Genomic DNA, 25,936 nt, shown 5'->3' with positions numbered 1-25,936 from the left:
CCGTCAGGCCGCCTTCAGCGCCCGCGGCAGATCCGCAACCGCGGCGTCGATCAGCGTGGCGTCGGCCTGGGCGTCCACCGTCTGGGCCAGCACTTCCCGCGCCGCGACCACGGCGATCTCGGCGGCGGCGTTGCGGACTTCCGCGACGGCACCGGCCTCGGCGGCCGCAATGCGGTCCATCGCCATCCGCTCGCGCCGCCTGGCGGCGGTCTCAGCGTCGGCCGCCGCGGCCTGGGCCAGGCGCTCGGCCTCGGCACGGGCACGGGCGATCATGTCCTCCGCTTCCGCCAGCGCGGCGGCGCGGTCGGCGATCGCCTGCTGGCGCATCGCCTCCGCTTCCGCGCGAAGCTGGGCGGCTTCCGCCAGTTCGGCGCGGATCCGCTCACCGCGGCCATCGAGGCGCGTGGTGATCTGCGCCCAGGCCGTCTTGGCGACCAGCAGGACGAAGAGGACGAAGGAGACCGCGACCCAGAACTTCGGGTCGAGCCAGAAATGCGCGTAGTGGTGTTCCATGGCGCCCTGTCTCCTCAGCCCTGGCCGCGCGCGGCGAGCGCACGGTCCACGGCGGCACCCAGCGCCGCCTGGTCGCTGCGGCCGGTCAGGCGGACCATCAGCGCATCCGCCGTCTCGGTCGAGACCTGGCGCAGCGCGCCCATGGCGGCGTCGCGGGCACGACCGATGCGGGCTTCCGCCTCATCGATCTGCTTCGCCAGCCGGGCAGCCAGCGCATCGGCGCGGGCCGTCGTTTCCGCCTGGGCCGATTGCATCGCTTCCGCGATCGCGGCCTGCGCTTCCGCCCGGGCCTTGGCCGAGGCTTCGCGATAGGCGGCGGTGGCCGCATCGGCTTCCGCCTTGGCGGCGCGCGCGGCTTCGAGGTCACCCTCGATCCGCTGGCGGCGATCCTCCAGCACTTCCGCCACGCGCGGCAGCGCGTAGTTGGAAAGCACGAAGTAGAGCACCCCGAAGATGATCAGCAGCCAGACGATCTGGGCGATGATCAGCGGATTGCCGAACTCGAGCTGCGGCATGGTGTGTCGGGTCTCCTCGGTCTGTCCGCCGGCGCGCCACCGGCAAGGCCACTGGCTAGGATGATGGCGCGCTGTAATCCCTCAGGCCGCAGGCGGGGTGGCCATGGCCACCCGCGCCCCGGCAGGCGGGATCAGGTGAACAGGATGAGGAACGCGATCAGCAGCGCGAAGAGCGCGACGGCTTCCGTGAGCGCGAAGCCCAGGATGCCGATCGGGAACACCGCATCGCGAGCCGCCGGATTGCGGGCCACGCTGGTGATCATCGCGGAGAAGATGTTGCCGATGCCGAGGCCAACGCCGAACAGCGCGATCACGGCGATGCCAGCCCCGAGGGCCTTCGCGGCAGCCACTTCCATCTGTGTATCCTTCCGTCTTGTGTGAACTGGGGTGGGATTGGTCTGAACGGACGCCAGGCCTGCGGATCAGTGCAGGTGCACGGCGTCGTGCAGGTAGATGCTGGTGAGGATGGCGAAGACATACGCCTGGAGGAACGCCACCAGCACTTCGAAGCCGACCAGCGCGATGTTCACCCCGAGCGGCAGCACCGCCACGAAGGGACCGACGGCGCCCAGGCCACCGAGCAGGACGATGAAGGTGGCGAACACCTTCAGCATCACGTGGCCGGCGACCATGTTGGCGAACAGTCGGATGGACAGGCTGACCGGGCGCGAGAGGTAGGACACGATCTCGACCGGGATGATGATCGGCGCCAGCCAGATCGGCGCGCCTTCCGGGAAGAAGTATCCGAAGAACTTCCGGCCATGCAGCATCAGCGCCACGACCGTGATCAGCACGAACACCACCGCGGCCAGCGCGAAGGTCACCGCGATGTGGCTCGTGAAGGTGAAGGCGTAGGGCAGCAGCCCCAGCAGGTTGCCGAACAGCACGAACATGAACAGCGTGAAGACGAAGGGGAAGAAGCGCTTGCCCTCATCCCCCACCTGCCCCAGCACCAGGTCATGCACGAATTCGTAAGAGGATTCCGCCAGGCTCTGCAGCCGGCCCGGCACCACCGCGCGCGCCGACATGCCGAACATGATCAGCGCCGTGATCAGCCCCGCCGCCAGCAGCATATGCGCATTGGACTGCGAGAACCCGACCGAGGAGCCGATCGGGCCCAGCACGGTCGCGAGCTCGAACTGGCTCAGCGCGTCGATCGTCTTACCTTCGGCGGCCACTCTCGATTCCCCCGGTCGCCGCATCCGCGGCAGCCTCGATCCCTACCCAGCCCGCCAGGGACAAGTCCCCGGGGCCTATTTCCGTGCCGCATCGCGTGGCTTGAACAGCCGGTAGACGTTCAACACGCCCGCGACGCTGCCGAAGACGAAGAACAGCAGGAAGAGCCACGGCCAGGTGCCGAGCCAGCGGTCCAGGAACCAGCCAGCCGCCACGCCGACGACGAGTGCCGAGACGACCTCGACCCCCGCGCGAAACCCGATGCCCCAGGTGCTGCCCGGCGGCAGATTTCCCGTTCTGCCGGGCTCGGGATCCATCCCTCGCCGCGACCGGGCCTGCCGGAGCCGATCCTCGAAGCCGTCTGGTTTCGTCACGCCTGCTCTCCCCCGCGGTGCCCCGCCCGGAAGGCGCGCGCTCCCTACGATGTGGGGTTAGCAGTGTCAAGGCGATGGCTGCGGTGCAGCATGGCCGGGATGAAGGATTCGTGACGCGCGCGCCACCAGGAACGCCCGGTGATCACCCCGGTTTCAGACGCCTGCCAGGTCCAGCAGCCGCTTCATGGCGGTGGGCATCGCGGCCCTGGCGGCGGCGGCGTCCCACCAGGCCAGGCCCTCCGGCGCCAGCCCCCCCGGCGCCTCAGCCCGCCACAGCGCCATCCGCAGCTCGAAATGGGTGAAGCCATGCGTCGCCTCCCCGTTCAGCGGCTGCCAGTCCATCCCAGGCAGCGGCGCATGGGTCGCGGCCTCCGCGGCGCCCCACCCTTCCTCCCGCCACGGCGTCCCCGGCACCTCCAGCATCCCGCCGAGTAGCCCGGAATCGGGCCGCCGCCGCAGCAGCAGCCGCCCGTCGCGGTCGCGCAGCAGGAAATGCACGCCGAATCGCGTCGGCCTCGCCTTCTTCGCGGCCTTGCGCGGCAGGCCGGCCTGGATGCCGGCCTTCTGCGCCGCGCAGCCATCCCGCCAGGGGCAGATCGCGCAGGCGGGGTTGCGGGGCGTGCAGACCGTGGCGCCCAGGTCGAACAGCGCCTGCGCGAAATCCCCCGGCCGGGCGCGGGCGGCCGGGTTTTCCATCCAGCCCTGGGCGAGTGCCGCCAGGCGCGGCTTGGCCGCCGGCAGGGGGGCATCCACCGCATGGATGCGGGCTGTCACCCGCTCCACATTCCCGTCCGCCGGCACCACCGGCCGGTTGAAGGCGATCGCTGCGACCGCCGCCGCGGTATAGGCGCCGATGCCGGGCATCGCGCGCAGCCCCTCCACCGTGGTCGGGAATCCGCCCGCCGCCAGCGCCTTCGCCCCGGCATGCAGGTTCCGCGCGCGGGCATAGTAGCCGAGCCCGGCCCATTCCTCCGCCACCTCCTCCCAGGATGCGGCGGCCAAGCTTGCCACATCCGGGAAGCGGGCCAGGAACCGGGCATAGCGCGGGCCGACCGTCGCGACGGTCGTCTGCTGGAGCATGACCTCCGACAGCCAGACGCGGTAAGGATCGGCGGCACCTGACGGCATCCGCCAGGGCAGGGTGCGCTTGTGCCGGTCATACCAGGCCAGCAGCAGCGCGGGATCGGGAAAGGGGGTCATGCGTGGCGAAGGATGGGGGCGACCGCCGATTCCCGACAGGCCCCCTGCCCGTGGGCTCCATGATCGCGCGCCTGGCGCGCCCCGTCTTCCGCAAGCGCAGCCCCGCCGGCGCGCAGTTGATGGCCGACTGGCCCGATGTGGTCGGCCCGGCCCTGTCCGCCGTGACGCAGCCGCTGCGCCTGTCCGCCGGCAGCCTGACGATCGGCTGTTCCGGCCCGGTGGCCATGGAATTGCAGCACCTGGCCCCCGAACTGATCGGCCGGATCAACGCCCATCTCGGCAAGACGGCGGTGGAGCGCCTGCGCTTCGTCCAGCAGGCCCCCGCCGGCGCCGCCCCCGCCCGCCCCCGCCCGAAACCCGTCGCCCTGCCGCCGGAGCTGGAAGCCCGCATCGCCGCCATGCCGGAGGGCGAGTTGCGGGATGCACTGGCAAAGCTGGCGCTTGGCGTCTATCGGAAGCGATGACTGGCCGGGGGATTCCCGGCCCCCCGCCCGCTTTCAGGGCCTGTCCTCGGAGTCTGCCCGGATGACCGACCGCCGTTCGCTCCTCGCCTTCGCCGCTGGCCTCCCCCTCGGCCTGCCCTTCGCGGGCGCCGCCCTGGCCCAGGCCCCCGCCGCCCCGGCACCGCTGGCCGCCGATGATCCCCGCATGACGGAACGCAGCATCGGCCGCGCCGGCGCGCCCACCGTCATCGAATACTTCTCCCTGACCTGCGGCCATTGCGCGTCCTTCCACAAGGACACCATGCCGCGCGTGAAGCGCGAACTGGTGGATACCGGCCGCGTCCGCATCGTCTTCCGCGACTTCCCCCTCGATGCCGTGGCGCTGGCCGCCGCCCAGGTCGCCCGCAGCCTGCCGGCGGAACGCTACGAGCCCTTTGTCTCCACCCTGTTGCAGCAGCAGGATCGCTGGGCCTTCGCCCGCGGCGCCAACACGCAGGAGGAACTGTTCAAGATCGCCGCCATCGCCGGCATGACCCGCGCCCAGTTCGACGAGGCCATCGGCAACCAGGCCCTGGCGCGCGGCATCCTGGAACAGCGCGTCGCCGGCCAGCAGCAGCACAATGTGAACTCCACGCCGACCTTCGTCTTCGGGAACCGCACGGTCCCCGGCAACATGGCCTTCGACCGCTTCGCCGCCCTGGTCGCCGAGATCCGGTAAGGCCGGCCGGGGCCACAGCGCATGGAGGCCGTGACCCCCGAGGCGGAGGGCACCCCGCCGGAGGACCCCGCGCGGACCGAGGCGCAGGCCGAGGCCGCGCGCCATGCGCGGCTGACTCGGCTGCGCATCGCCGGCTTCAAATCCTTCGCGGAGCCCACGGTGGTGGAGGTGATGCCCGGCCTGACCGGCATCGTCGGCCCCAATGGCTGCGGCAAGTCCAATGTGGTCGAGGCCCTCCGCTGGGCGATGGGCGAGACCAATGCCCGCTCCATGCGGGGCGGGGAGATGGACGACGTCATCTTCGCTGGCACCGCCACCCGCCCGGGCCGCAATTTGGCGGAAGTCACCCTCTCCCTGGAGGAAGCCGCCGGCCTCGCGCCGCCGCCCAACGCCGAAGCGGCGGAGCTTGAGATCGTCCGCAAGATCGCGCGCGGCGAAGGCTCCTCCTTCCGCGTCAATGGCCGCGAACTGCGCGCCCGCGACGTGCAGACCATGTTCGCCGATATCGGCTCCGGCGCCCGCTCCTCCGCCATGGTCAGCCAGGGCCGCGTCTCCTCCCTGATCCAGGCGAAGCCCGAGGATCGCCGCGCCGTGCTGGAGGAAGCGGCGGGAATCGCCGGGCTGCGCGCCCGCAAGCACGAGGCCGAGCTCAAGCTCCGCCAGGCCGAGAACAATCTGGCCCGGGCCGAGGATCTGATCGGGCAGATGGAATCCGGCCGCCAGAACCTGCAGCGCCAGGCCCGCCAGGCCGCGCGCTATCGCAACATCTCCGGCCTGGTGCGGCAGGCGGAGGTCGAATGGCTCGCCATCCTCCGCGCCCGCGCCCAGGCCGCCCTCACCCACGCCCGCGACGCCTTCGCCAATGCCAGGCGCGCGACGGGCGATGCGGAAGCGCAGGCCGAGGCCGCCGCCCGCCGCGCCTTCGCCGCCGAACAGGGCATGCCCGGCCCGCGGGAGGCCGAGGGCGCCGCCCGCACCGCCCTCGAACGCCGCCGCGTGGAGGCGGAGACGCTGGGCGCCGAGGAAGCCCGGGCAAGGGAAGCCCTGGCCGCCGCCGAGGCCCGCCACGCCGCCCTGGCCCGGGACCTGGACCACGCCGCCCGGGTCGATGCCGATGCCGGCGCCGCCGAAAGCCGGCTGCTGGCGGAGGCCGAGGAACTGGCCGCCATGGCGGCCGCCCTTCCCGCCCGCGCGGCGGAAGCGGAAAGCCTGGAAGCCCAGGCGACTGCCGCCGTCGCCGCCGCGGCCGAGGCCGCCGACCGCGCCACCGAAGCCGCCGCGGAGGCCGCCGCCGCCGCGGGCGCGCTGGCCACGGCGGAGCAGGAAGCCGCCACCCGCGCCAGCCGCCTCGCCCAGGCGCAGGCGAAGCTGGACCAGGACACGCGCGCCGCCCGCGCCGCCATGGTGCCGGATGCCGACCGCGCCGCCGCCGCCACTGCCGTGACATCAGCCGAATCGGCCCTGGCGGAGGCCGAGCAGGCCCTCGCGGCGGCCGAATCCGCCCGCGCGCAGGCCCAGGCCGCCCATGAAGCCGCCCGCCGCGCGGCGGCAGAAGCGGAAACCGCGGAATCCCGCGCCACCAACGCCCTCCAGGCCGCGGAACAGACCGCGCGCCGCACTGCCGACCAGCACGCCCGGCTCTCCGCCGAACGCGACCAGGCCCGCGCCAGCGCCGTGCCCGCCGCGGAACTCGACGCCGCCCGCGCCGAGGCCGCGCGCACCGCCGCCGCCCTCACCGACGCACGCCGCGCGCTGGAAGGGGCGGAGGCCGCCCGCACCAACGCCCAGTCCCGCCACGAACAGGCCCGCGCCGCCGCCAGCGAGGCCGAGGGCACCCGCGCCCGCGCCGCCGCCGAGGCCGCGGCCCTGACCGAAGTGCTCCGCGCGCGGGAGGCCGGCAGCGCCCTGCCGCCCGTGCTGGACAGCATCACCGTCCCTCCCGGCCTGGAAGCCGCGCTGGGCGCCGCGATCGGGGAGGCGCTGGACTCCGCGCTGGAGGAGGAGGCGCCGAAGCATTGGCGCGCCCTCCCGCCGCTCGATCCCCTGCCCGCTTTGCCCGCCGGCGCCACCCCCCTCTCCCGCCTGGTGGAGGCGCCACCCGCGCTGGGCCGCGCCCTGTCCCAGGTCGGCCTGCTGCCCAAGGGGCTGGATGGCGCGGCGCTGATGGCGCTGCTCAAGCCGGGCCAGGCGCTGGTGACGGAGGAAGGCGCGGTCTGGCGCTGGGATGGCCATTGCCTGCGGGCGGGCGCCCCCACCCCCGGCGCCGTCCGCCTCGCCCAGCGCAACGCGCTCCGCGCCGCCGGCATCCGGCAGGACCGGGCGGAGGCCGCCGCCGCCGCCGCCGCCGAGGCCCGCAAACAGGCCGCCACCGACGAGACCCATGCCCGCGCGGAGGAAGCCGCCCGGCGGGAGACGCGCGCCCAGGCCGAACGCGCCCAGGCCGCCGCCGCCACGACGCTCGACCGCATCACCGCCCGCGCCCAGCAGGCAGAGCAGCGCCTGGCCGCCCTGGCGCCGGAGATCGAGCGGCTGGACCGGGAGCGGGAGGCCGCGAATGCGGCGCTGGCCGCCGCGCGGGAAGCCCGCGCCGCCGCCCCCGATGCCGCCGCCGCCCGCCAGGCGCGGACGCTGGCCGCCAATGACGAACAGGCCCGCATCCGCGCCGAATCCGCCGCCCGCGATGCCCGCCGTGGCGCCGAACAGCGCCTGGCCGCCGCCCGCGACGCCGCCCGCCGCCTGGAGGCCCGCGCGGCGGAAGCCGCCGCGCGCCTCGCCGCGCTGGAACCCGAACTCGCCCGCGTGACGGCGGAGCGGGAGGCGGCGGACCAGGCGCTGGCCCAGGCGCAGGAAGCCCGCGCCGCCGCCCCGGACCTCGCCGCGCTGCGGGCCGCCGTGGACCAGGCCCGCGCGGCGCTCGCGGATGCCCGGGCCAACGAAGCCGGCTGCCGCGACACCCGCGCCATGCTGGCCGCCGAGGCCACGCGCATCACCACCCGCCAGGCCGCCATCGGCCCGGAGCGGGAGGAATGGGCCCGCCGCCGCGCGGAAGCCGCCGCCCGCCGCGCCGAACTCGCCGCCCGCGCCGCGGAAGCCGCGGCCGAACGCGAAGCCCTGTCCGACGCCCCCGAAGCCGCCGCCGCCCGCCGCGCCGCCGCCGGCCGTATCCTGGCGGAGGCCGAGGCCACCCACGCCGCCGCCGCCACCACCCTGACGGCCGCCGAGCGCGAGGACCGGGAAGCCGCCCTCGCCCGCCGCACCGCCGACGCCGCCTTCGCCCAGGCGCGAGAGGCGCAGCTCCGCACCGAAGGCGCCGCCTCCCAGGCCGAGGCCGCCGCGCTCGCCGTCGAGGAACGGATCGTCGAACGCCTCGGCGAAGGCCACCCCGATCTGCCGGAGGAGGTCGGCGAGCTGACCGACCAGGCGGAGGAGAAGGCGCGCCGCAAGGTCGATCGCCTGACCAAGGAACGGGAGGAGATGGGGCCCGTGAACCTGCGGGCCGAGGTGGAGCTGAACGAACTCGACGCCGCCCGCGCCAAGATCGAGCAGGACCGGCAGGAAGTCGCCACCGCCATCGCCAAGCTCCGCGGCTCCATCGGCCATCTGAACCGGGAGGGCCGGGAACGCCTTCGCGTGGTCTTCGACAAGGTGGATTCCGAATTCCGCGGCCTCTTCACCCGCCTCTTCGGCGGCGGCCGCGCGCATCTCGCCCTCGTCGGCTCGGACGATCCGCTGGAGGCGGGGCTTGAGATCTATGCGGAGCCGCCGGGCAAGAAGCTGTCCTCCCTCGCCCTGCTCTCGGGCGGGGAACAGGCGCTGACGGCGCTCTCCCTCGTCTTCGCCGTCTTCCGCTGCAACCCCGCCCCCGTCTGCGTGCTGGACGAGGTGGATGCGCCGCTGGACGACGCCAATGTGGAGCGCCTGTGTGACCTGCTGGAGATCATGGCGAAGCCCGTGGAGGAAGGCGGCGGCGGCACGCGCTTCCTGATCGTGACGCACCACCCCCTGACGATGGCTCGGATGCACCGCCTCTATGGCGTGACCATGCAGGAACGCGGCGTGTCGCGCCTGCTGAGCGTCGATCTGCAGCGGGCGGTGGAGCTGGTGGACGGCGCCGCGCCGGCCTGAGCGGCCTCGCGATTATGTTCCCTTATTGTTCTTGAAATGCCGCCTCGCAGGCGCGCATCCTCCGACGACGCCAGGAGGAACCGCCATGTCCGTGCAGCCCATCCCCGCCGACTATCCCCGCATCTCCCCCTATCTCTGCGTCAAGGACGCGGCGCGCGCGCTGGCCTGGTACGTGGCGGTGCTGGGGGCGGAGGAGATCATGCGCATCCCCCGCGACGACGGCGCCGTGATGCATGGGGAGATCAGGATCGGCGGCAGCGTGGTGATGGTGGGGGAGGAAGCGGCGGATTACGGCGCCTTCGCCCCCGGCCATTTCGGCGGCACCGCCGTCTCCCTCATGCTCTATGTCGGGGATGTGGACGCCGCCTTCGCCCGCGCGCTCGACGCCGGGGCGCGGGAGGAACGGCCCCCCGCCGACCAGCCCTTTGGCGACCGCGTGGGCACGCTGCTCGACCCCTTCGGCCATCGCTGGCACCTGGCCAGCCGGGTGGAGGAGGTATCGGTGGAGGAAATGGTGCGGCGGATGTCCGGCGGCTGATGCCCGGCCCCCGCGCGGGGCCTACGCTGGCCGCGATTATGAATTCGGCAATGCCACCACCGGTAGAGACGTGTCCTCGGCTACCGATGGATGTCCCATGCGCATCAAGGTCCTCTTCTCGCTCGTCATGCTCGGGATCGCCGGCCTTGGCGGCGGCATTGCCACCATCGCCGGGCTGGAGCAGTGGCGGACCAGCAGCGCCGCGGCCGACGCCGTCCGCACCACCGAAGCCGCCGCCACCCTGATGCGCCTGACGGAGCGCCTGGTGATCGAGCGCGGCAACTATGTGATCCGCATGAATGCCTCCAACGCCGCGGAGGCCGACACGATCGCCCGCCTGACGGTCATCAAGGCGGATACCGATGCGGCGCTCGCGACAACCATCGCCAGCCTGCGCGCCTCCGGCACCGGCGGCGCCCATGCGGAGCGCCTGGAAGCCGCCATCCCGACCCTGCGGCAACTCCGCCAGGCGATGGATCCGGCCGCGGTGTTGCCGCTGGCGCAGCGGGACCCCGCCATCCGCGGTCGGCCGCAGGCGGTCTATGACCAGGTGCTGGGCCTGGTCACCGCCGCACTGGATGACAGCCACCGCGCGCTGACCCGCACCGACGGCTCGCTCGGCGACCTGATGCTGGTGGCTCGACTCACCTGGGACCTGCGGGACCAGGCCAGCCGCCGCATCGTCGCCATCGCCACCGCGCTGAACAGCGGCCGCGCCATGACGCCGGCCGAGCTCGATACCGTCTCCGGCGCATCGCGCCTGGTCGATGCGACCTGGGCGCGGGTGAAGATGGTGGCCGGGCTGATCGACGACACGCCCCGCCTGACCGCCGCCATCACGGCGGTGGAGGCCCGCTACTTCGGCGACATCACGCGCCAGACCCAGGTGCTGATCGATGCCGGTCGTGCCGGCGCCGCCTACCCCATGACCCCCGCGCAGTTCACGGAATTCGCCACCCCCGGCCTCCAGGTCCTGCTGCAGGTGCGCGACGCCGCGCTGGCGGAAGCCACGGCCCAGGCCGTGGCGGCGGAAAGCCGCGCCGACACGCTGCTCGCCATCGTGCTGTCCACCGCGCTCTTCGTCGGCCTGGTCCTGGCGGCGCTGGGCCTGCTGCTGGTGCGCCGCGTGGTGGTGCCGGTGGAGCGCCTGACCGGCGTGGTCCAGCGCCTGGCGCAGGGGGAGAACGACATCACCGTCCCCGACCAGGCCCGCGCGGATGAGATCGGCGCCATGGCCGGGGCGGTGGAGGTGCTGCGCCGCAACGCCCTGGAATCCGTCCGCATCGCCGCGGAGGCCGCCGCCGAACAGCAGGCCAAGGCCGCCCGCGCCGACGCCACCGCCGCCCTGGTCCGGCGGTTCGAGGCGGAGGTGGCCGATGTGCTCGGCGCCGTCGCCGGTGCCGCCGCGCCACTCGATGAGACGGCGGGACGGATGAGCGAAGCGGCCTCCGGCGCCCGCGCCCAGGCCGATGCCATGACCCGCGCCGTGGACACCACCGCCAGCCACACCCAGACCGTCGCCAACTCCGCGGAGGAACTCTCCGCCAGCATCGCGGAGGTCGCTCAGCAGGTGACGCAATCCGCCAGGCTCGCCCAGCAGGCCTCCCGCGACGCGCAGGAGAGCAACCAGGCGGTCGCCGGCCTGGCCGATGTCGCCAGCCGCATCGGCGACGTGATCGGCCTGATCAACTCCATCGCCGGCCAGACCAACCTGCTCGCCCTCAATGCGACGATCGAGGCCGCGCGCGCCGGCGATGCCGGCAAGGGCTTCGCCGTGGTGGCCGGGGAAGTGAAGGCGCTGGCCGCCCAGACCGCGACGGCGACGGAGCAGATCAGCACCCAGATCGCCGCCATGCAGGCGGAAACCAGCCGCGCCGTCGCCGCCATTCGCGGCATCGGCCAGACGATCGAGGAACTCTCCTCGATCGCCACCCAGGTGGCCGCCGCCGCCGAACAGCAGTCCGCGGCCACGCAGGAAATCGGCCGCGCCATCGCGGAAACCGCCGCCAGCACGCAGGAACTCACCAGCCAGACCGCGCAGGCGCGGGAGGGGGCGGAAGCGTCCTACGCCGCCAGCGCCGGGCTGCGCGACGCCTCCGCCGGCCTGTCCCGCCAGGCCGATGTGCTGCGCGCCAAGGTCGATGGCTTCCTGGCGGAAATCCGCCGGGCGGCGTGACCCCTCAGGCGGGTCGCGCCCGACCGGGCGCGACTACGCCCCGCGCGCCCGTCCGGGCGGGCTATGCCCCGCGCGCCCGTCCGGGCGGGCTATGCCCCGCGCGCCCGTCCGGGCGCGACCCGCAGCACCAGCCAGCCCAGCACCCCCGCCACCAGCGACCCCAGCAGGATGCCGATCTTCACGCCATCCTGCAGCGCGGCGTTGCCGGGGAAGGCCAGCATCCCGATGAACAGGCTCATCGTGAAGCCGATGCCGCAGATCAGCGCGATCCCGGCCATCTGAGGCCAGGTCGCGCCCGCCGGCAGCGTCGCCAGCCCCAGCCGGATGGCGATCACCGAAGCGCCCAGCACCCCCACCACCTTGCCCACCACCAGGCCGAGCGAGACGCCCAGCGTCAGCGGCTCCGCCAGCACCCCCCAGCCCAGCCCCGTCAGCGCCACGCCCGCATTGGCGAAGCCGAAGATGGGCACGACGACGAAGGCGACGGCATGGTGCAGCCCGTGTTCCAGCCGGTGCAGCGGCGACTGCGCCAGGTCCTCCGTCGCCCCCGGCTTCATGCGCAGCGGGATGGTCAGCGCCAGCAGCACGCCCGCGATGGTGGCATGCACCCCGGATCGCAGCACGAAGAACCACAGCAGCGCCCCCAGCAGCAGATAGGGCAGCAGCCGCAGCACCCCCATCCGGTTCATCACGGCCAGCCCGGCCAGCACCGCCGCCGCCAGGGCCAGATCCACCAGCGACAGCGACGCCGTGTAGAACAGCGCGATGATCGTCACCGCGCCGAGGTCGTCCAGGATCGCCAGCGCCGCCAGGAACACCTTCAGCGACGCCGGCACCCGCTTCCCCAGCAGCGACAGCACGCCGAGCGCGAAGGCGATGTCCGTCGCCGCCGGAATCGCCCAGCCCGCCCGCAGCACCGGATCCTGCCAGGTGAAGGACAGGTAGATCGCCGCCGGCACCGCCATGCCCCCCGCCGCCGCCAGGCCCGGCAGGGCGCGGCGGGACCAGGTGGCCAGCTGCCCGTCCAGCACCTCCCGCTTGATCTCGAGGCCGACGAACAGGAAGAACACCGCCATCAGCCCGTCATTGATCCAGTGCAGCAGGCTCAGCGGGCCGAGATAGGTCTTCAGTGCGCCGAGATAGGCCGGCGCCAGCGCCGAATTGGCCACCAGCAGCGCCAGCGCCGCCGCCGCCATCAGCACCAGCCCGCCCGAGGCCTCACTGTCCAGGAAGCGGCGGAGCTGCGATGTCGGGCGGCGCTGGGCCATTCGGGAACACTCCGGTCGGGGTCGCGCGCGTCTATGAAGATTTCTTCATTAATAGCCATCCCCGCCCGCCATCCCGCCATGGGCAGCACGGCGAAAGGGCAGTCTCGGCAACAGGTTACGCGGCGCTTCAACTTGCCGCCATGAACGCCGCGGAGCGAATCATTGACGACCGCGGCGCATCGGCGCGTCCTGCCCCCATGCTCCCCTTCCGGCTGTTCGAACGCGCGATCGACCCCGTCACGCCCCCCGGCACCCCCGCGGCCCGCTGGCTCGGCGTCCCGGTGCCGGAGGAACCACCACCGAAATCCCTCCTCGGCTTCTACTGGTACTTCGCCCGCCAGGCGCGGGCGCTGTTTCTCCTGCTCTTCAGCGCGGGCCTCACCGTCGCGCTGCTGGACCTGCTGATCCCCATCTTCGTCGGCCGCGTGGTGGGGCTGTTGGAACAGCACGGCCCGGCCCGCATCTGGGCCGATGCGGGCTGGACGCTGGCGGGCATGGCGGCGGTGCTGCTGGTCTGCCGCCCCATCGCCATCCTGGCGCAGAATTTGGTCACCCAGCAGGCGATCATCCCCGCGGTCACCGGCATGATCCGCTGGCAGAGCCACTGGCAGGTGATCCGCCAGGGCTGGTCCTTCTTCCAGGAGGATTTCGCCGGCCGCATCGCCAACCGCGTCATGCAGGGCGGCCCGGCGCTGCGGGAAAGCGTGGTCCAGTCCGTCAACGCCGTCTGGTACATCCTGGTCTATGGCACCGGCGCGGTGCTGGTCCTGGCCTCCACCGACTGGCGCCTGGCCATCCCCATCCTGGTGTGGTTCGCCCTCTACGCCACGCTGCTGCGGCTGATCGTGCCGCGGATGCGCGACCGCGCCCGCAAGGCCAGCGAGGCCCGGTCCCTGCTCACCGGCCGCGTCGTGGACAGCTACACCAACATCGTCACCGTGAAGCTCTTCGCCCGCGCGGCGCAGGAGGATGCCTGGGTGCGGGAAGCCGTGCAGGGGCTGAACGAGAAATTCGCCGCCCAGACGCGCCTCGTCACCCTCAACGGCCTGCTGCTCTCCACCCTCAACGCCTCGATGCTGACGGCCACGGCAGGTATGGCGATCTGGCTGTGGTCACGGGGGGAAATCCCGCTGGCGATGGTGGCGGCGGCGCTGCCCATGGCCTGGCAGATCGCCAACATCTCCGGCTGGGTCGCCTTCAACGTCGCCGGCATCTTCGAGAATATCGGCACCGTGCAGGAAGCGATGGGCAGCATCGCCGTGCCCCCCACGGCGCCCGACCCGCCCGATGCGAAGCCCATCGCGGTGCCGCGGGGCGAAATCCGCTTCGACCAGGTGCGCTTCGGCTATGGCCGGGAAGCCGGGGTGCTGGAGGGCTTCGACCTGACCGTCGCCCCCGGCGAACGCGTCGGCCTGGTCGGCCATTCCGGCGCGGGCAAGACCACCGCCATCAACCTGCTGCTGCGCTTCTTCACGCCGGAGGAAGGCCGCATCCTGGTCGATGGCCAGGACATCGCGACCGTCACGCAGGAAAGCCTCCGCGGCGCGATCGGCGTCGTCACCCAGGACACCGCCCTGCTCCATCGCTCCATCCTGGAGAACATCCGCTACGGCCGCCCGGATGCGACGCTGACGGAAGTCGAGGAAGCCGCCCGCCGCGCGGAAGCGCACGACTTCATCATGGACCTCGCGGATTGGCGCGGCCGCACGGGCTATGACGCGCATGTGGGGGAGCGCGGCGTGAAACTCTCCGGCGGCCAGCGCCAGCGCGTCGCCATCGCCCGCGTCCTGCTGAAGGACGCACCCATCCTGGTCCTCGATGAGGCGACGAGCGCCCTCGATTCCGAAGTGGAGGCCGCGATCCAGGAAAGCCTGGAACGGCTGATGGCGGGCAAGACGGTGATCGCGGTGGCGCACCGGCTGTCGACGCTCGCGCGCATGGACCGGCTGGTGGTGCTGTCGCAGGGGCGCGTGGCGGAAGCGGGGACGCACGCCGAACTGCTCGCGCGGGACGGGGTCTATGCGAAGCTGTGGAAGCGGCAATCGGGGGGGTTCATCGGGGAGTAGGGCGCGCTGGGGAAGGCGCTGCCTTCCCCAGACCCCATCCGCCAGGGGGCAGAGCCCCCTGGACCATCGTCAATCAAAGCCCCTGCGTCGCAATCTCCGTCCTGATCTCATCGATCAGCCTGAGGCGCCCGTCCCGCCCCTCGATGTGCCAGAACGTCCACCCATTGCACGACGGCGCCTGCTGCAACTCCGCCCCCACCTTGTGGATGGACCCCGTCGCCGCGCCACAGCGCAGCGTGCCATCGGCGCCGACCACCGCGCGCCAGCGCTTGTGCCGATCCGTCAGCGTGGTTCCCGCCGGCACCAGGCCGCGTTCCACCAGCAGCCCGAAGGCGACCCGCGGCTGCTCCCGCTTGTTCGGCAAAGCGAGCGCAGCGCTCTCCGGCATCGCCTCCACCGCCTCGATCCGGGCGCGGGCGGCGGCGGCATAGCCCTCGTCCCGCTCGATGCCGATGAAGCGCCGGCCCAACCGCTTCGCGACCGCCGCCGTGGTCCCGGTGCCCAGGAAGGGGTCCAGCACCACCTCCCCCGGCTGGGTGCAGGACACCAGCACGCGGTGCAGCAGCGCCTCCGGCTTCTGGGTCGGGTGCAGCTTCTTGCCGTCCTCGCCCCGCAGGCGCTCGGCCCCGGTGCACAGCGGGAAATACCAGTCGCTCCGCATCTGCACGTCGTCGTTCAGCGACTTCATGGCGGCGTAGTTGAAGCGGTATCGGGACTCGGCGCCGCGGGCGGCCCAGATCAGCGTCTCATGCGCATTGGTGAAGCGCCGGCCGCGGAAATTCGGCATCGGGTTCGCCTTGCGCCAGATCACGTCGTTCAGGATCCAGAAGCCGAGGTCCTGCATCGCCGTGCCCAGCCGGAACACATTGTGGTAGCTGCCCACCACCCACAGCGTGCCGTCCTTGCGCAGCACCCGGCGGCATTCCGTCAGCCATTCCCGGGTGAAGGCGTCATAGGCCGCGAAATCGCTGAACTGGTCCCAGGCGTCGTCCACGCCATCGACGATGCTGTCATCCGGCCGGCGCAGCTCGCCCTTGAGCTGGAGGTTGTAGGGCGGGTCGGCGAAGACGGCGTGCACGGAGGCCGGCGGCAGGCGCCGCAGCATCGCGATGCAGTCGCCGACCATCACCTCATCCAGCGGCAGGTCGAGACCGGTGCCCATCGTTACGCCAGCAACCTCTTTGCGAATCGGGCCCCCACCATGCGCGGCGCCGAGTCGCGCCGTCAACCGACCGTGACCGGAAGCAGCAGCGATGCCTGGTCCACGGGCGCAAATCCCCGGCGATGGTGGCGCGTGGGACCCACCATCGCCAGCCGCGCGCGATGCGCCGCCGTCGGGTAGCCCTGGTTGCGGGCGAAGCCCCAGCCGGGGTGCCGCAGGTCGAGCCGCGCCATCGCCCGGTCCCGCGTGACCTTGGCGAGGATGGAGGCCGCGGCGATGGACAGGCTCACCCCATCGCCGCCGATCACGCAGCGCACCGGGCAGGGCAGCGGCGGCGCCAGGTGGCCATCCACCAGCGCGAGCCCCGGCACCACCGGCAACCGCGCCAAGGCGCGGGCCATGGCCAGGTGGCTGGCGCGCAGGATGTTGATCCGTCCGATCTCGGCGGCGGAAGCCGCGGCGATGGCGAAGGCCATCTCCCCCCGCCCCTGCGCCGCGACCAGGGCGGCAAAGGCAAGGTCGCGCCGCGCGGCGCTCAGTTTCTTGCTGTCATCCAGCAGGGCGGCGAGGGCCGGCGCCGGCGGCACCAGGAACACCGCGGCCGCGGCCATCACCGGCCCGGCCAGCGGCCCGCGGCCGACCTCGTCCAGCCCCGCGACCAGGCCCCCCGCTTCCGATTCCAGCGCGTAATCCGGCATCCCCGATCCATACCGCCCCCCGCAACCCCGCGCCATCGCGCCGCGTTCGCGCCCCGACGAGACGGGGAGAGCGACGCTGCACCAGGACAGCCTGAGGCTGGCGGCGGAGAGCGTGGAGCCCACGCCCTTCGTGATTCCGGGCGCCACCGGCGGCAGCTTCCGCATCCAGATCCTGAACGAGGATACCGGCCGCGGCATCGTGACCAGCATCGTCCACATCCCCCCGGGCGGCGTCATCCCCGCCCATTGCCACCGCGCGGGGGCGGAGATGCATTACCTGCTGGAAGGCGACCTGACCGATGGCGGCCACGCCCTGCCCGTCGGCGGCTTCACCACCCAGGCCGCCGGCGTGGTGCATGGCCCGCATGAAAGCCGGGGCGGCGCCCGAGTGCTGACAGTGCAGTCCTGGCAATCCGCCGATGGCGATTTCGATTTCGAACCTGCCGCGGAGGCCACGGAGGCGACGCCGACCGGCGCGATGCAGGATGGCCGGCTGCCCGAGGGCAAGCTGGAGACGGTGGACCAGGGCGCGCAGGAGGAAGCGCGCCAGCAGGCCGCCAGGCCCGGGGGCAAGGGCTATGCCTGACGCCATCCCCGGCGCTTTCCGTCGCGCTTTTCCCTGGCCTCCGTCCGATTTTCACGATACGTTCCAGTCATCGTCGGCGGAGCCATGCCCGACCCGCCCGAAATTTCTTATTTGAGACACCCTGGGGCGACGGCGCCCCGCCGCGGCCGGTTCGGCCAGAGCCTTGATATCGCTCGGTACCGGCCCGGCGGTGGTCGCCGCCGAGGCACGCGGAATCGCGACTAAAGACGCATAAATCGGCTAATCGGCTAAAACCGCCTTAACCCATAAATCGCCTTACCCCGACCGCCGCTCCGCCATCCGCAGCGCGCCGGTCAGGCGGGAGAAGGCGTACCAGAAGGCCCCATGCCCCGGCGCCCCCTGCCCCGGCACGGCCTCCGGCCCCGCGGGGTCGCCCCGCCTCAGCAGGGCGAGGCGCGCTTCGTAGCGGCCGCGCATATTCTCCAGGAAGGCGCCGGTCGCGGCCATGTACTGCTCCAGCATCTCCGCCGCGATCTCGATCTCCGCCTGCGGCCGCCCTTCCAGCGTCAGCGCCTTCAGGGACCGGCTGTCGGTCGCCAGTTGGATGTGAAGCCGATGGAGTTCCGCCAGGTGCCGGGCGATGGCCTGCCGCAGCTCCTTCGCTGTGTCGGTCTCGGTCATCCCGGGATGCTGCGCCAGCAGGGATGAAGGCGGCGTTAAGAACCGCCCGTGCCGGCATCAGCGCCGGCCAGGGACGGCAGGGTGGCCAGCGCCTCCCCGGCCGCGGCGCGGGCGGAGGCCAGGTCGGCGCCTTCCTCCCGCACCATCGCCATGGCTTCGGACACCTCCTTCGCCGCGGTCTGCCAGGCCGCCCCGCGGCGGGAATCGGCGGGCAGGCGCAGCATGGCGCGCTCCACCTCATTCAGCGCCTGGCGGAGGCGCGACGTGGCGGCGGAGGGCGTGATGGCCCCCTCCTCCAGCCGCTTGAGGACCTCCCGCAGCCCGTCCTCGGCCTCCCGCAGCGTGCGCATCGCCTCCGCCGTCGCGGCGCTGGTGGCGCCCGGGGGGCCGGGTGGGGAGGCAGGTGGCGACTGGGCCAGGGCGGGGGCCACGGACAGGCTGGCAAGCAGGGCAAGCGCAATCGGTCGGTGCATGGGGTTTGCACTCCTTCCGCCGCCCGAACGCCGCGCCACCCCGCCGGTTGCCCGCCCCCCTTTTCGTCCCCCCCAAAGATCGCAGATGATGGGGCGCAGAAGATCTGGGGAACGAGAGCCATGGCGAAGTTCGGGTTGAGCCAATCGGTGCGGCGCGTGGAGGATCCCCGCCTGCTGACGGGGCGCGGATGCTACACCGATGACATCGCCATGCCCGGCGAAGCCGTGGGCGTCGTGCTCCGCAGCCCGCATGCCCATGCCAGGATCACCGGCATCGACACCAGCGCGGCCAAGGCCGTGCCGGGCGTGCTGGCGGTGATCACGGGGGCGGATCTGCAGGCGGCGGGCCTGGGCGAAGTGCCCTGCATCATCCCGCTGAAGAACAAGGACGGCACGCCGCGGGCCAATACCCCGCGCCTGGCGCTGGCCACCGACACGGTCCGCCATGTCGGCGACCCCGTCGCCTTCGTCGTGGCCGAGACCGCCCAGGCCGCGCGGGACGGCGCGGAAGCGGTGATGGTGGAGTATGACGTGCTGCCCGCCGCGACGGATCTGGCCACCGCCTGGGAAGCCGGCCAGCCGCAGGTCTGGGAAGGGGCGGCCAGCAACGTCGCCTTCGACTGGGAAGCCGGCGACAAGGCGAAGACGGAAGCCGCCTTCGCCCGTGCCGCGCATGTCACGCGCCTGACCGTGGTGAACAACCGCGTCGTCGTCGCCAGCATGGAAACCCGCGCCGCCGTCGCCGCCTGGGAAGGCGACAAGCTGACCCTGCACACCAACACCCAGGGCTCCTGGCTGGTGAAGAACCTGCTGGCGGGCAATGTCTTCAACATCCCGCCGGACAATGTCCGCGTCATCACCCCCGATGTCGGCGGCGGCTTCGGCATGAAGCTCTACCTCTACGCCGAACACGTCCTGGTGGCCTTCGCCGCGAAGCAGGTCGGCCGCCCGGTGAAGTGGACCAGCGAACGCTCGGAAGCCTTCCAGTCCGACACGCATGGCCGGGACAACATCACGCTGGGCGAACTCGCCACCGACGCCAACGGCAAGTTCCTGGCGCTGCGCACGCGCAACTACGCCAATATGGGCGCCTACCTCTCCACCTTCGCGCCCTTCATCCCGACCGGCGCCGGCACCAAGGTCCTCGCCAGCGTCTATGGGTTCGAGGCGATCTACGCGAATGTGATCGGCGTGCTCACCAACACCGTCCCCGTCGATGCCTATCGCGGCGCCGGCCGGCCGGAGAGCAACTACCTGGTCGAACGGATGATCGACGCCGCCGCGGCCGAACTGAAGATCGACCGGATCGAGCTGCGCCGCCGCAACATGGTGACGCAGGCGGCGATGCCCTTCGTCTCCGCCATGGGCCAGCGCTACGACAGCGGCGATTTCCTCCAGTTGATGGACAGCGCGCTCGCCAAGATCGACTGGGCCGGCTTCCCGGCGCGGCGCGCGGAGGCGGAGAAGCGCGGCAAGCGCCGCGGCATCGGCCTCGCCTACTACCTGGAGGCCACCGGCGGCGGCCCGACGGAGAACGCCAAGGTCGTCTTCGCGGAGGACGGCTTCGTCGATGTCTATGTCGGCACGCAATCCACCGGCCAGGGGCATGAGACCGCCTACGCCATGCTGACGCAGCATGAGCTCGGCGTGCCGATGGAGAAGATCCGCATCAGGCAGGGGGACAGCGAGACGCTGCCCTCCGGCGGCGGCACCGGCGGCGCGCGCAGCCTCTACTCCGAAGGCCAGGCCATCCTCGTCACCACTGCCTCGGTCGTGGAGAAGGGCAAGCAGGCCGCGGCGGAGCATCTGGAAACCTCGGTCGCCGACATCGAATTCACGCCGGCAGCCGGTCGCTTCGATGTGGCGGGCACGGACAAGGGTGTGGGCATCCTCGAACTCGCCGCCATCCAGCGGAAGCGCGTGGCGGCCGGGCAGTCCACGTTGCTGCTGGACGCCATGGAGACCGCGAAGATCGAGGCCCACACCTTCCCCAATGGCTGCCATGTGGCCGAGGTGGAAGTGGACCCCGAGACGGGCATCGTCTCCGTCCCCCGCTACATCGTGGTGGACGATGTGGGCCATGCGCTGAACCCGCTGATCGTGCGCGGCCAGGTGCATGGCGGCGTGGCGCAGGGCCTCGGCCAGGCGCTGCATGAGCGCACGGCCTATGACAATGCCAGCGGCCAGCTGCTCTCGGCCTCCTTCATGGACTACACGCTGCCCCGCGCCGATGACCTGCCGGACATCGATGTGGACCTGATCGAGGTGACGTGCGAGACCAATCCGCTCGGCGTGAAGGGCGCGGGCGAGGCCGGTGCGGTGGGCTCCCCGCCCGCCGCGATGAACGCGCTGGTGGATGCGCTGACGCCTGTCGGCATCACGCATATGGACATGCCCGCCACGCCGGAGACGGTGTGGAAGGCGATCAACGCGGCGAAAGCCGCCTGACGACGGTCCAGGGGCGTCACGCCCCGGATCTTCCACAGGCGGCGGATGGGGTCCGGGGAAGGCAGCGCCTTCCCCGGTTCACCACTCTCCGTAGAAGACGCCCGCCGCCTTGTGCCGGTCCGTGCGCAATTCCGCCTCCGCCCAGGTCAGCGTCGTCCGCCGCTTGAGGCGCACGAACCATTCCAGCAGCCTCTCCCGCGCCGCCTGGCGCACGCCTTCCAGCGCAGGATCGGCGCCGAGGTCGTGGAACTCCTCCGGATCGGCCTGAAGGTCGAAGAGCTGCGGCCGGTGCCCGCTGGTCCAGTGCACGTATTTCCACCGCGCATCCCGCAGCATCCACGCATGATGCTGCCCCGTGGGATGGCCGAGCCGCCGCCGCGCACCGCGGAAAGTCCAGTCCAGCTCGCTGACCACCGCATCGCGCCATGCCGTCGCGATGCCGCGCGTCAGCGGCAGCAGCGACCGCCCCTCCACCCGATGCTCCGCCGCCGGCAGGCCGAGTGCGTCGAGGATGGTGGGCACCACGTCGATCGCCTCCACGAAGCGCTCATCCACCGTGCCGCGCGTGCCATCCGCCTCCGCCGAGGGATCGAACAGCAGGAAGGGCACGCGCTGCACGCAGTCGTGGAACAACTCCTTCTCACCCAGGAAATGGTCGCCGAGGTAGTCACCATGGTCGGAGCAGAAGACGACCATCGTGTCGCGCCAGCGCCCCAGCCGCTCCATCGCGTCCCAGACGCGGCCGAGATGGTCATCGAGCTGCGTGATGAGCCCCTGATAGGCGGGCCGCACCGTCGCGATGCAGTCATCGTTCTGGAAGCTCTCGCTCACTTCCTCCCGCTGCCATTCCCGCAGCAGCGGATGCGCGCCCGCCTCGCGCTCCGCGGGATGGCGTGACACGGGCAGGCATTGGTTGGGCGAATACATCGCGTGGTAGGGCGCGGGCGCGATGTAGGGCCAGTGCGGCTTCACATAGGACAAATGCAGCACCCAGGGATCGTCGCCCTGGCGGTCCATGAAGCCGATCGCCTGGTCGGTGGTGTAGGCGGTCTCGCTATGCTCCTCCCTGACGCGGGCCGGCAGGCGGGCATTGCGCATCTTCCAGCCGCTGCGGATCTGCCCCTGCTCGTCCTCCACCGCGATGACGTAGTCGGTCCATGGATCGGCGCTGTCATAGCCCTTCGCGCGAAGCCAATCGGCATAGGCGCTGTCGGGCTCCGCATGGTGGCCATCGTGCCGGTCCACCAGCGTGAACCAGCCTTCCTTCAGCAGCGCCGCCAGATCGTGCTGGCCGTCCAGCTGCAGGCGCTTCATGCCATGCGCATCCGGCAGCATGTGCGTCTTGCCGGCCAGCGCCAGCGCCCTCCCGGCCTCCCGCAGGTGCCAGCCCAGCGTGACTTCGCCCACGGACAGCGGCACGCGGTTATGCGTGGCACCGTGGGAGGAGACGTAGCGGCCGGTGTAGTAGGACATGCGCGAAGGGCCGCAGATGCCGGATTGCACATAGGCCTGCGCGAAGCGCACGCCGCGCGCCGCCAGCGCGTCGATCTGCGGCGTCCGCAGGAAGGGATGGCCCGCGCAGCCGAGGTGATCCCAGCGCAGTTGGTCCACCATGATGAAAAGCACGTTGCGGATGGCGGTCATGCGGCGCGGTTCCCCCAATCATCGCCGCGCATCCTGCCCGCTTCCCCGCTTGCGCGGGAGGGTCCGGCCGGGGCCTCATGCACGGCAAATGGGGAGGATCACGACCATGCCGAGACGGCGCCAGCTGCTCGCCACCGCCGCCGGCCTGCTGGCGGCCCGCCAGGCGGCGGCGCAGGCGGAAGCCACGCGCATCATCGTCAACTTCACGCCCGGCGGGTCGCTCGACGGCACCGCGCGCCTGCTGGCCGAGCATGCGATGCGCGACGGGCGCGGGACGGTAGTGGTGGAGAACCGGCCCGGCGCCGGCGGCAATATCGGCGCCGCCGCGGTGGCGCGCGCCAGGCCGGATGGGCGGACGCTGCTGGCGGCCCTCGACACCGGGCTGACGGTCAATCCGCATCTCTTCCGCGACATGGGCTTCGACCCGCTGCGGGACCTGGTGCCGGTCGCGCATCTCGGCAGCTTCCAGCTGGTGCTGCTGGTCCACCCCGCCCACCCCGCGACCGACCTGCGATCCTTCCTGGAGGGTGCACGGCGGAGCCCGGCCTTCTACGCCTCCGGCAGCGTGGGATCGCCTGGGCACCTCGCCATGGAGCACCTGCGCCAATCCGCGGGGCTCCCGACCACGGCGCTGGAACACGTGCCCCAGCGCGGGAATCCGGAAGCGCTGACGGCCATCGTTTCCGGCACGGTCCCGGCGGGCTTTCTCGCCATCGGCGGTGGGCCGGACCTGGTGCGGAGCGGCCGGTTGCGGGCCCTTGCAGTCTCGGGCGCCGAACGGGCGGCCGTGCTGCCGGAGGTGCCGACAGTGGCGGAAAGCGGCTTCCCCGGCTTCGAGGTCCGCGTGGCGAACCTCCTGCTGGCCCCGCGCGGCACGCCGGATGCGGTGCTGGCGGAATGGGCCACGGTGTCCCAGGCCGCCATGGCCGGGGAGGCGGCGCGAGGGCGCCTGCCGGGCTGGGGCATCGATCCCTGGCCGGGCGGCGACCTGCCCGCCCTGCTGGCCGCCAACAACGCCCGCTGGGGCCGGGTGGTGCGGGAGGCCGGCATGCGCCTCGATTAGGGCAGCGCCGGACTCATGATCTCCCAGACCGCGCGCTCGATGTAGCGGGCGGAAATCGCGCCGTAGCCGCGGCCCGGCACCACCGGGTCCCGCACGCTGTCATCCGGCGCATCAGTGGCCCAGCGGGCACCCAGGCTGTTGCGGAAGACGAACCAGCCGCCATCCAGGTCCCGGTCGGGGTCCGGGCGGAAGCCCAGGATGCAGACCGCGTGGCCTGCCCCGGCGGCGGGCCAGTCCGGCGGCGGGTCCTGCACGAAGCCATCCGCCACCACGGAATCAAGCCACCAATTGTCGGTCGAGCCCGGCGGGCTGCCCGGCGGCAGGAAGACGGGCAGGGAAACGGCGACGGGCCGCCCTTCCTTCAGCAGGTCCAGCACGGCGCGCGCGATGTTGGGTGGGCGCCTGGCGGTGCCGAGGTCCCAGTAGGCCACCGGCGCGACCTTCCGCGCCCGTGCCAGGACCTCATCCGGCGGATCGGCATCCGGCGCCGATTCATCCGGCCAGTCGGCCTCGGGCGGCACGCCTTCCTGCTGCATCACCGCCTGCGCGGCACCCAGCTTGGTGGCGCCCCGGTCGAAGCCGAGCGGCATGAACAGCGGCTTCGGATCGCGCTCCGCCAGCCTGCGCATGCGGCGGTAGAGGAAGATCGCGGAAAGCCGCGGCGGGCGCTGGCCCGGCGGCGCCAGCACCCGTTCGGCGGCGGCGGCGGCGGCGAATCCCACGCAGGTGCCATCCGCGCCCTGGTCGCGCAGCGTCCAGTCGCGCAGCACGGGGCCGATGAGGTCCACCCGTTCCTCCGCGCCCAGTGCCGGCGGGCGGTCGAAGGCGGGCCAGCCGGGCGGGAAGTTGTTCAACACCTGCCCCGGCTGGATCGGGGGCGGCCGCAGCACGCCGCCCACCGGCGGGCGCAGCGGAGGCTCCATCATCTTCCGCCGATAGCGGTCGGAGAGGTAGCCGCCGGCCTCGATCGCGGCGAGCAAGGCGGCGCGCCGGATCTCGCCCGCCTGGTCGAGATAGGCGCTGGCGGCAAGGATCGCGTGCAGCGCGTCCCACCCGCGCGGCGCGGCGGCGCGCACCCAGTCGCGCTCCACCGGATTGAGGCCGAGGGTCTCCGTCGCGACGATCGAGAAGGGCGCGTTCACGGGCCGCCTCCCTTCTTCACCCCGGCTTCCACCGCATCCGTCACCAGCGCCTTGAAGCGCGCCTCATCCAGCACCGGCGCCAGTTGCGGCTTGTCCGGCTTCGGGCCGGCGGAGACCGCGCCGAGTTCGGCCGCCGCCAGCGGCAGCAGCTTCTTCACGCGGTCGAGGCCGAGGACGAGGTCCTTGATGTTGCGCGCGATCGCCTGGCCGGCCTCACTGTCCTGCCGGAAATGAACGCCGGCGATCTCCCGGTTCTGCGCCTGCCGGTCGGCCAGGCGTTCGAATACCTTGCCCATGGCCTTGTTCACCGCATCGTCCGTGAAGATGGCCTGGAGCAGGAAGGCGACGAGGCGCGATTGCAGCGCGTGGTTGCTGGGGTAGGAGGGATGGGGCGGCGTCGGGATGCTCGGCATCAGCGCCGGATAGACCTGCACCGGGCGCGGCATCTTGTGCTCGGCCTTCCAGTACATGCCGACCATCTGGCCGATCAGCACGCCGGATGCGATCAGCGTGGTGCAGGCGGGGTGGGAGGCGGGGCTGGCCATCAGCGCCTGCAGCCACACATCGCCCAGCGCGTCCGACTGCGCCACGATCTCCGCCTGCCGGCGGGCACGCAGCGGCACCTTCTCCAGCAATTCCTTCACGCCGGTGCGGTAGGCCTGTTCGTCCTTCAGCGGGGCCGGGCAGATGGCCGGCGCCTTCCAGTCCTGCGACACGAAGTCGCCGAGGATCAGCTGCGCGCGCAGCACCGGGGCGAAGGCGGCGACGGGGAATTCGGCCCCGAGGATCAGCGGCAGGTCGCCTGGCGCCGGTTCGAGGAAACTGCCGGGATCGAGGATGCCGCCGAAGCCGCCACCCACGCCGCCATTCACGCCGCCGTTGACGCCACCATTGACGCCACCATTCACGCCGCCGTTCACACCGCCATTGCCGGCACCGAAGGTGAAGGACATTTCCGTGTTCCCC

23 protein-coding genes are annotated in these 25,936 nt (G+C 72.2%); 9 read left to right on the top strand and 14 right to left on the bottom strand.

Going from position 1 to position 25,936, the window contains the following annotated elements:
* Positions 1-3: 3 nt before the first annotated feature.
* The 6 genes from BM041_RS04025 to BM041_RS04000 form a co-directional block, all read right to left on the bottom strand.
* Positions 4-513 (bottom strand): F0F1 ATP synthase subunit B family protein, encoded by a 510-nt coding sequence (locus BM041_RS04025; protein ID WP_092955779.1) that lies wholly within the window; start codon positions 511-513, stop codon positions 4-6.
* Between the two features lie 14 nt (positions 514-527).
* The gene (locus tag BM041_RS04020) at positions 528-1,028 is read right to left on the bottom strand and encodes a F0F1 ATP synthase subunit B family protein (RefSeq protein ID WP_092955776.1); all 501 of its coding nucleotides are present in this window, start codon (positions 1,026-1,028) and stop codon (positions 528-530) included.
* A 131-nt stretch (positions 1,029-1,159) separates the two neighbouring features.
* Entirely contained in the window at positions 1,160-1,384 is a 225-nt protein-coding gene (locus BM041_RS04015) for an ATP synthase subunit C family protein (RefSeq protein WP_092955773.1), read from the bottom strand.
* Between the two features lie 66 nt (positions 1,385-1,450).
* A complete protein-coding gene (locus BM041_RS04010) occupies positions 1,451-2,230 on the bottom strand; it encodes a F0F1 ATP synthase subunit A (protein ID WP_175533718.1) in 780 nt (259 codons plus the stop codon).
* Positions 2,231-2,281: 51 nt separating this feature from the next.
* Entirely contained in the window at positions 2,282-2,578 is a 297-nt protein-coding gene (locus BM041_RS04005; RefSeq protein WP_245761915.1) for an AtpZ/AtpI family protein, read from the bottom strand.
* A 153-nt stretch (positions 2,579-2,731) separates the two neighbouring features.
* Complete coding sequence (locus BM041_RS04000) at positions 2,732-3,778, bottom strand: A/G-specific adenine glycosylase (protein ID WP_092955764.1); 1,047 nt, start codon at positions 3,776-3,778, stop codon at positions 2,732-2,734.
* Between the two features lie 59 nt (positions 3,779-3,837).
* Here BM041_RS04000 and BM041_RS03995 point away from each other — a divergent pair, with 59 nt between their 5' ends.
* From BM041_RS03995 to BM041_RS03975, 5 genes are all read left to right on the top strand, one after another.
* Positions 3,838-4,242: a DUF721 domain-containing protein gene (locus BM041_RS03995; protein WP_092957455.1), complete on the top strand. Its 405-nt coding sequence runs from the start codon at positions 3,838-3,840 to the stop codon at positions 4,240-4,242.
* A gap of 61 nt (positions 4,243-4,303) precedes the next feature.
* A complete protein-coding gene (locus tag BM041_RS03990) occupies positions 4,304-4,939 on the top strand; it encodes a DsbA family protein (protein ID WP_092955762.1) in 636 nt (211 codons plus the stop codon).
* A gap of 21 nt (positions 4,940-4,960) precedes the next feature.
* Complete coding sequence (locus BM041_RS03985) at positions 4,961-9,064, top strand: chromosome segregation SMC family protein (protein WP_092955759.1); 4,104 nt, start codon at positions 4,961-4,963, stop codon at positions 9,062-9,064.
* An 85-nt stretch (positions 9,065-9,149) separates the two neighbouring features.
* Positions 9,150-9,602, top strand: coding sequence for a VOC family protein (locus BM041_RS03980; RefSeq protein ID WP_092955756.1), 453 nt, complete (start codon positions 9,150-9,152; stop codon positions 9,600-9,602).
* A gap of 97 nt (positions 9,603-9,699) precedes the next feature.
* Positions 9,700-11,778, top strand: coding sequence for a methyl-accepting chemotaxis protein (locus BM041_RS03975; protein WP_092955753.1), 2,079 nt, complete (start codon positions 9,700-9,702; stop codon positions 11,776-11,778).
* Between the two features lie 89 nt (positions 11,779-11,867).
* On the opposite strand, the gene nhaA is transcribed toward BM041_RS03975, so the two are convergent.
* On the bottom strand, positions 11,868-13,046 hold the full coding sequence (nhaA, locus tag BM041_RS03970) for a Na+/H+ antiporter NhaA (protein WP_092955750.1): 1,179 nt from the start codon (positions 13,044-13,046) through the stop codon (positions 11,868-11,870).
* 197 nt (positions 13,047-13,243) lie between these two features.
* Between nhaA and BM041_RS03965 the strand changes: the two genes are divergently transcribed.
* Positions 13,244-15,112 carry an ABC transporter ATP-binding protein gene (locus tag BM041_RS03965; protein ID WP_092955747.1) on the top strand — a complete coding sequence of 623 codons (1,869 nt, stop codon included), beginning with the start codon at positions 13,244-13,246 and terminating at the stop codon, positions 15,110-15,112.
* 73 nt (positions 15,113-15,185) lie between these two features.
* Here the strand turns inward: BM041_RS03965 and BM041_RS03960 are convergent, their stop codons facing one another.
* Entirely contained in the window at positions 15,186-16,274 is a 1,089-nt protein-coding gene (locus BM041_RS03960; RefSeq protein ID WP_092955744.1) for a site-specific DNA-methyltransferase, read from the bottom strand.
* Positions 16,275-16,336: 62 nt separating this feature from the next.
* Positions 16,337-16,972 carry a ribonuclease HII gene (locus tag BM041_RS03955; RefSeq protein WP_092955741.1) on the bottom strand — a complete coding sequence of 212 codons (636 nt, stop codon included), beginning with the start codon at positions 16,970-16,972 and terminating at the stop codon, positions 16,337-16,339.
* A 112-nt stretch (positions 16,973-17,084) separates the two neighbouring features.
* Here BM041_RS03955 and BM041_RS03950 point away from each other — a divergent pair, with 112 nt between their 5' ends.
* Positions 17,085-17,558 (top strand): cupin domain-containing protein, encoded by a 474-nt coding sequence (locus BM041_RS03950; RefSeq protein ID WP_175533717.1) that lies wholly within the window; start codon positions 17,085-17,087, stop codon positions 17,556-17,558.
* 276 nt (positions 17,559-17,834) lie between these two features.
* Here the strand turns inward: BM041_RS03950 and BM041_RS03945 are convergent, their stop codons facing one another.
* Entirely contained in the window at positions 17,835-18,200 is a 366-nt protein-coding gene (locus BM041_RS03945) for a hypothetical protein (RefSeq protein WP_092955735.1), read from the bottom strand.
* A 35-nt stretch (positions 18,201-18,235) separates the two neighbouring features.
* On the bottom strand, positions 18,236-18,673 hold the full coding sequence (locus BM041_RS03940; RefSeq protein WP_092955732.1) for a hypothetical protein: 438 nt from the start codon (positions 18,671-18,673) through the stop codon (positions 18,236-18,238).
* Between the two features lie 120 nt (positions 18,674-18,793).
* Here BM041_RS03940 and BM041_RS03935 point away from each other — a divergent pair, with 120 nt between their 5' ends.
* Positions 18,794-21,121, top strand: coding sequence for a xanthine dehydrogenase family protein molybdopterin-binding subunit (locus BM041_RS03935; RefSeq protein ID WP_092955729.1), 2,328 nt, complete (start codon positions 18,794-18,796; stop codon positions 21,119-21,121).
* A 78-nt stretch (positions 21,122-21,199) separates the two neighbouring features.
* On the opposite strand, the gene BM041_RS03930 is transcribed toward BM041_RS03935, so the two are convergent.
* Complete coding sequence (locus BM041_RS03930) at positions 21,200-22,765, bottom strand: sulfatase-like hydrolase/transferase (protein ID WP_092955726.1); 1,566 nt, start codon at positions 22,763-22,765, stop codon at positions 21,200-21,202.
* 106 nt (positions 22,766-22,871) lie between these two features.
* On the opposite strand from BM041_RS03930, the gene BM041_RS03925 reads away from it, so the two are divergent.
* On the top strand, positions 22,872-23,828 hold the full coding sequence (locus tag BM041_RS03925) for a Bug family tripartite tricarboxylate transporter substrate binding protein (protein WP_175533716.1): 957 nt from the start codon (positions 22,872-22,874) through the stop codon (positions 23,826-23,828).
* Here the strand turns inward: BM041_RS03925 and BM041_RS03920 are convergent.
* Both BM041_RS03920 and BM041_RS30430 read right to left on the bottom strand, forming a co-directional pair.
* The gene (locus BM041_RS03920; RefSeq protein WP_092955723.1) at positions 23,825-24,970 is read right to left on the bottom strand and encodes a C1 family peptidase; all 1,146 of its coding nucleotides are present in this window, start codon (positions 24,968-24,970) and stop codon (positions 23,825-23,827) included. The two genes, BM041_RS03925 and BM041_RS03920, sit on opposite strands and share 4 nt — an antisense overlap.
* On the bottom strand, positions 24,967-25,923 hold the full coding sequence (locus BM041_RS30430; RefSeq protein ID WP_175533715.1) for a phosphatase PAP2 family protein: 957 nt from the start codon (positions 25,921-25,923) through the stop codon (positions 24,967-24,969). The genes BM041_RS03920 and BM041_RS30430 overlap by 4 nt, the downstream gene beginning before the upstream one ends.
* Positions 25,924-25,936 lie beyond the last annotated feature (13 nt).

This window comes from Falsiroseomonas stagni DSM 19981 (assembly GCF_900114315.1).
Lineage (GTDB): Bacteria > Pseudomonadota > Alphaproteobacteria > Acetobacterales > Acetobacteraceae > Falsiroseomonas > Falsiroseomonas stagni.
Note: the sequence above shows the minus strand (reverse complement) of the source record. Positions and strands in the feature narration are given on the sequence as shown.

Excerpts from the sequence above, each read along its gene's own strand:
- BM041_RS04025 (WP_092955779.1), bottom strand. The coding sequence starts at position 513 with ATGGAACACCACTACGCGCATTTCTGGCTCGACCCGAAGTTCTGGGTC.
- BM041_RS04020 (WP_092955776.1), bottom strand. The coding sequence starts at position 1,028 with ATGCCGCAGCTCGAGTTCGGCAATCCGCTGATCATCGCCCAGATCGTC.
- BM041_RS04015 (WP_092955773.1), bottom strand. The coding sequence starts at position 1,384 with ATGGAAGTGGCTGCCGCGAAGGCCCTCGGGGCTGGCATCGCCGTGATC.
- BM041_RS04010 (WP_175533718.1), bottom strand. The coding sequence starts at position 2,230 with ATGCGGCGACCGGGGGAATCGAGAGTGGCCGCCGAAGGTAAGACGATC.
- BM041_RS04000 (WP_092955764.1), bottom strand. The coding sequence starts at position 3,778 with ATGACCCCCTTTCCCGATCCCGCGCTGCTGCTGGCCTGGTATGACCGG.
- BM041_RS03995 (WP_092957455.1), top strand. The coding sequence starts at position 3,838 with ATGATCGCGCGCCTGGCGCGCCCCGTCTTCCGCAAGCGCAGCCCCGCC.
- BM041_RS03990 (WP_092955762.1), top strand. The coding sequence starts at position 4,304 with ATGACCGACCGCCGTTCGCTCCTCGCCTTCGCCGCTGGCCTCCCCCTC.
- BM041_RS03985 (WP_092955759.1), top strand. The coding sequence starts at position 4,961 with ATGGAGGCCGTGACCCCCGAGGCGGAGGGCACCCCGCCGGAGGACCCC.
- BM041_RS03980 (WP_092955756.1), top strand. The coding sequence starts at position 9,150 with ATGTCCGTGCAGCCCATCCCCGCCGACTATCCCCGCATCTCCCCCTAT.
- BM041_RS03975 (WP_092955753.1), top strand. The coding sequence starts at position 9,700 with ATGCGCATCAAGGTCCTCTTCTCGCTCGTCATGCTCGGGATCGCCGGC.
- nhaA (WP_092955750.1), bottom strand. The coding sequence starts at position 13,046 with ATGGCCCAGCGCCGCCCGACATCGCAGCTCCGCCGCTTCCTGGACAGT.
- BM041_RS03965 (WP_092955747.1), top strand. The coding sequence starts at position 13,244 with ATGCTCCCCTTCCGGCTGTTCGAACGCGCGATCGACCCCGTCACGCCC.
- BM041_RS03960 (WP_092955744.1), bottom strand. The coding sequence starts at position 16,274 with ATGGGCACCGGTCTCGACCTGCCGCTGGATGAGGTGATGGTCGGCGAC.
- BM041_RS03955 (WP_092955741.1), bottom strand. The coding sequence starts at position 16,972 with ATGCCGGATTACGCGCTGGAATCGGAAGCGGGGGGCCTGGTCGCGGGG.
- BM041_RS03945 (WP_092955735.1), bottom strand. The coding sequence starts at position 18,200 with ATGACCGAGACCGACACAGCGAAGGAGCTGCGGCAGGCCATCGCCCGG.
- BM041_RS03940 (WP_092955732.1), bottom strand. The coding sequence starts at position 18,673 with ATGCACCGACCGATTGCGCTTGCCCTGCTTGCCAGCCTGTCCGTGGCC.
- BM041_RS03935 (WP_092955729.1), top strand. The coding sequence starts at position 18,794 with ATGGCGAAGTTCGGGTTGAGCCAATCGGTGCGGCGCGTGGAGGATCCC.
- BM041_RS03930 (WP_092955726.1), bottom strand. The coding sequence starts at position 22,765 with ATGACCGCCATCCGCAACGTGCTTTTCATCATGGTGGACCAACTGCGC.
- BM041_RS03925 (WP_175533716.1), top strand. The coding sequence starts at position 22,872 with ATGCCGAGACGGCGCCAGCTGCTCGCCACCGCCGCCGGCCTGCTGGCG.
- BM041_RS30430 (WP_175533715.1), bottom strand. The coding sequence starts at position 25,923 with ATGTCCTTCACCTTCGGTGCCGGCAATGGCGGTGTGAACGGCGGCGTG.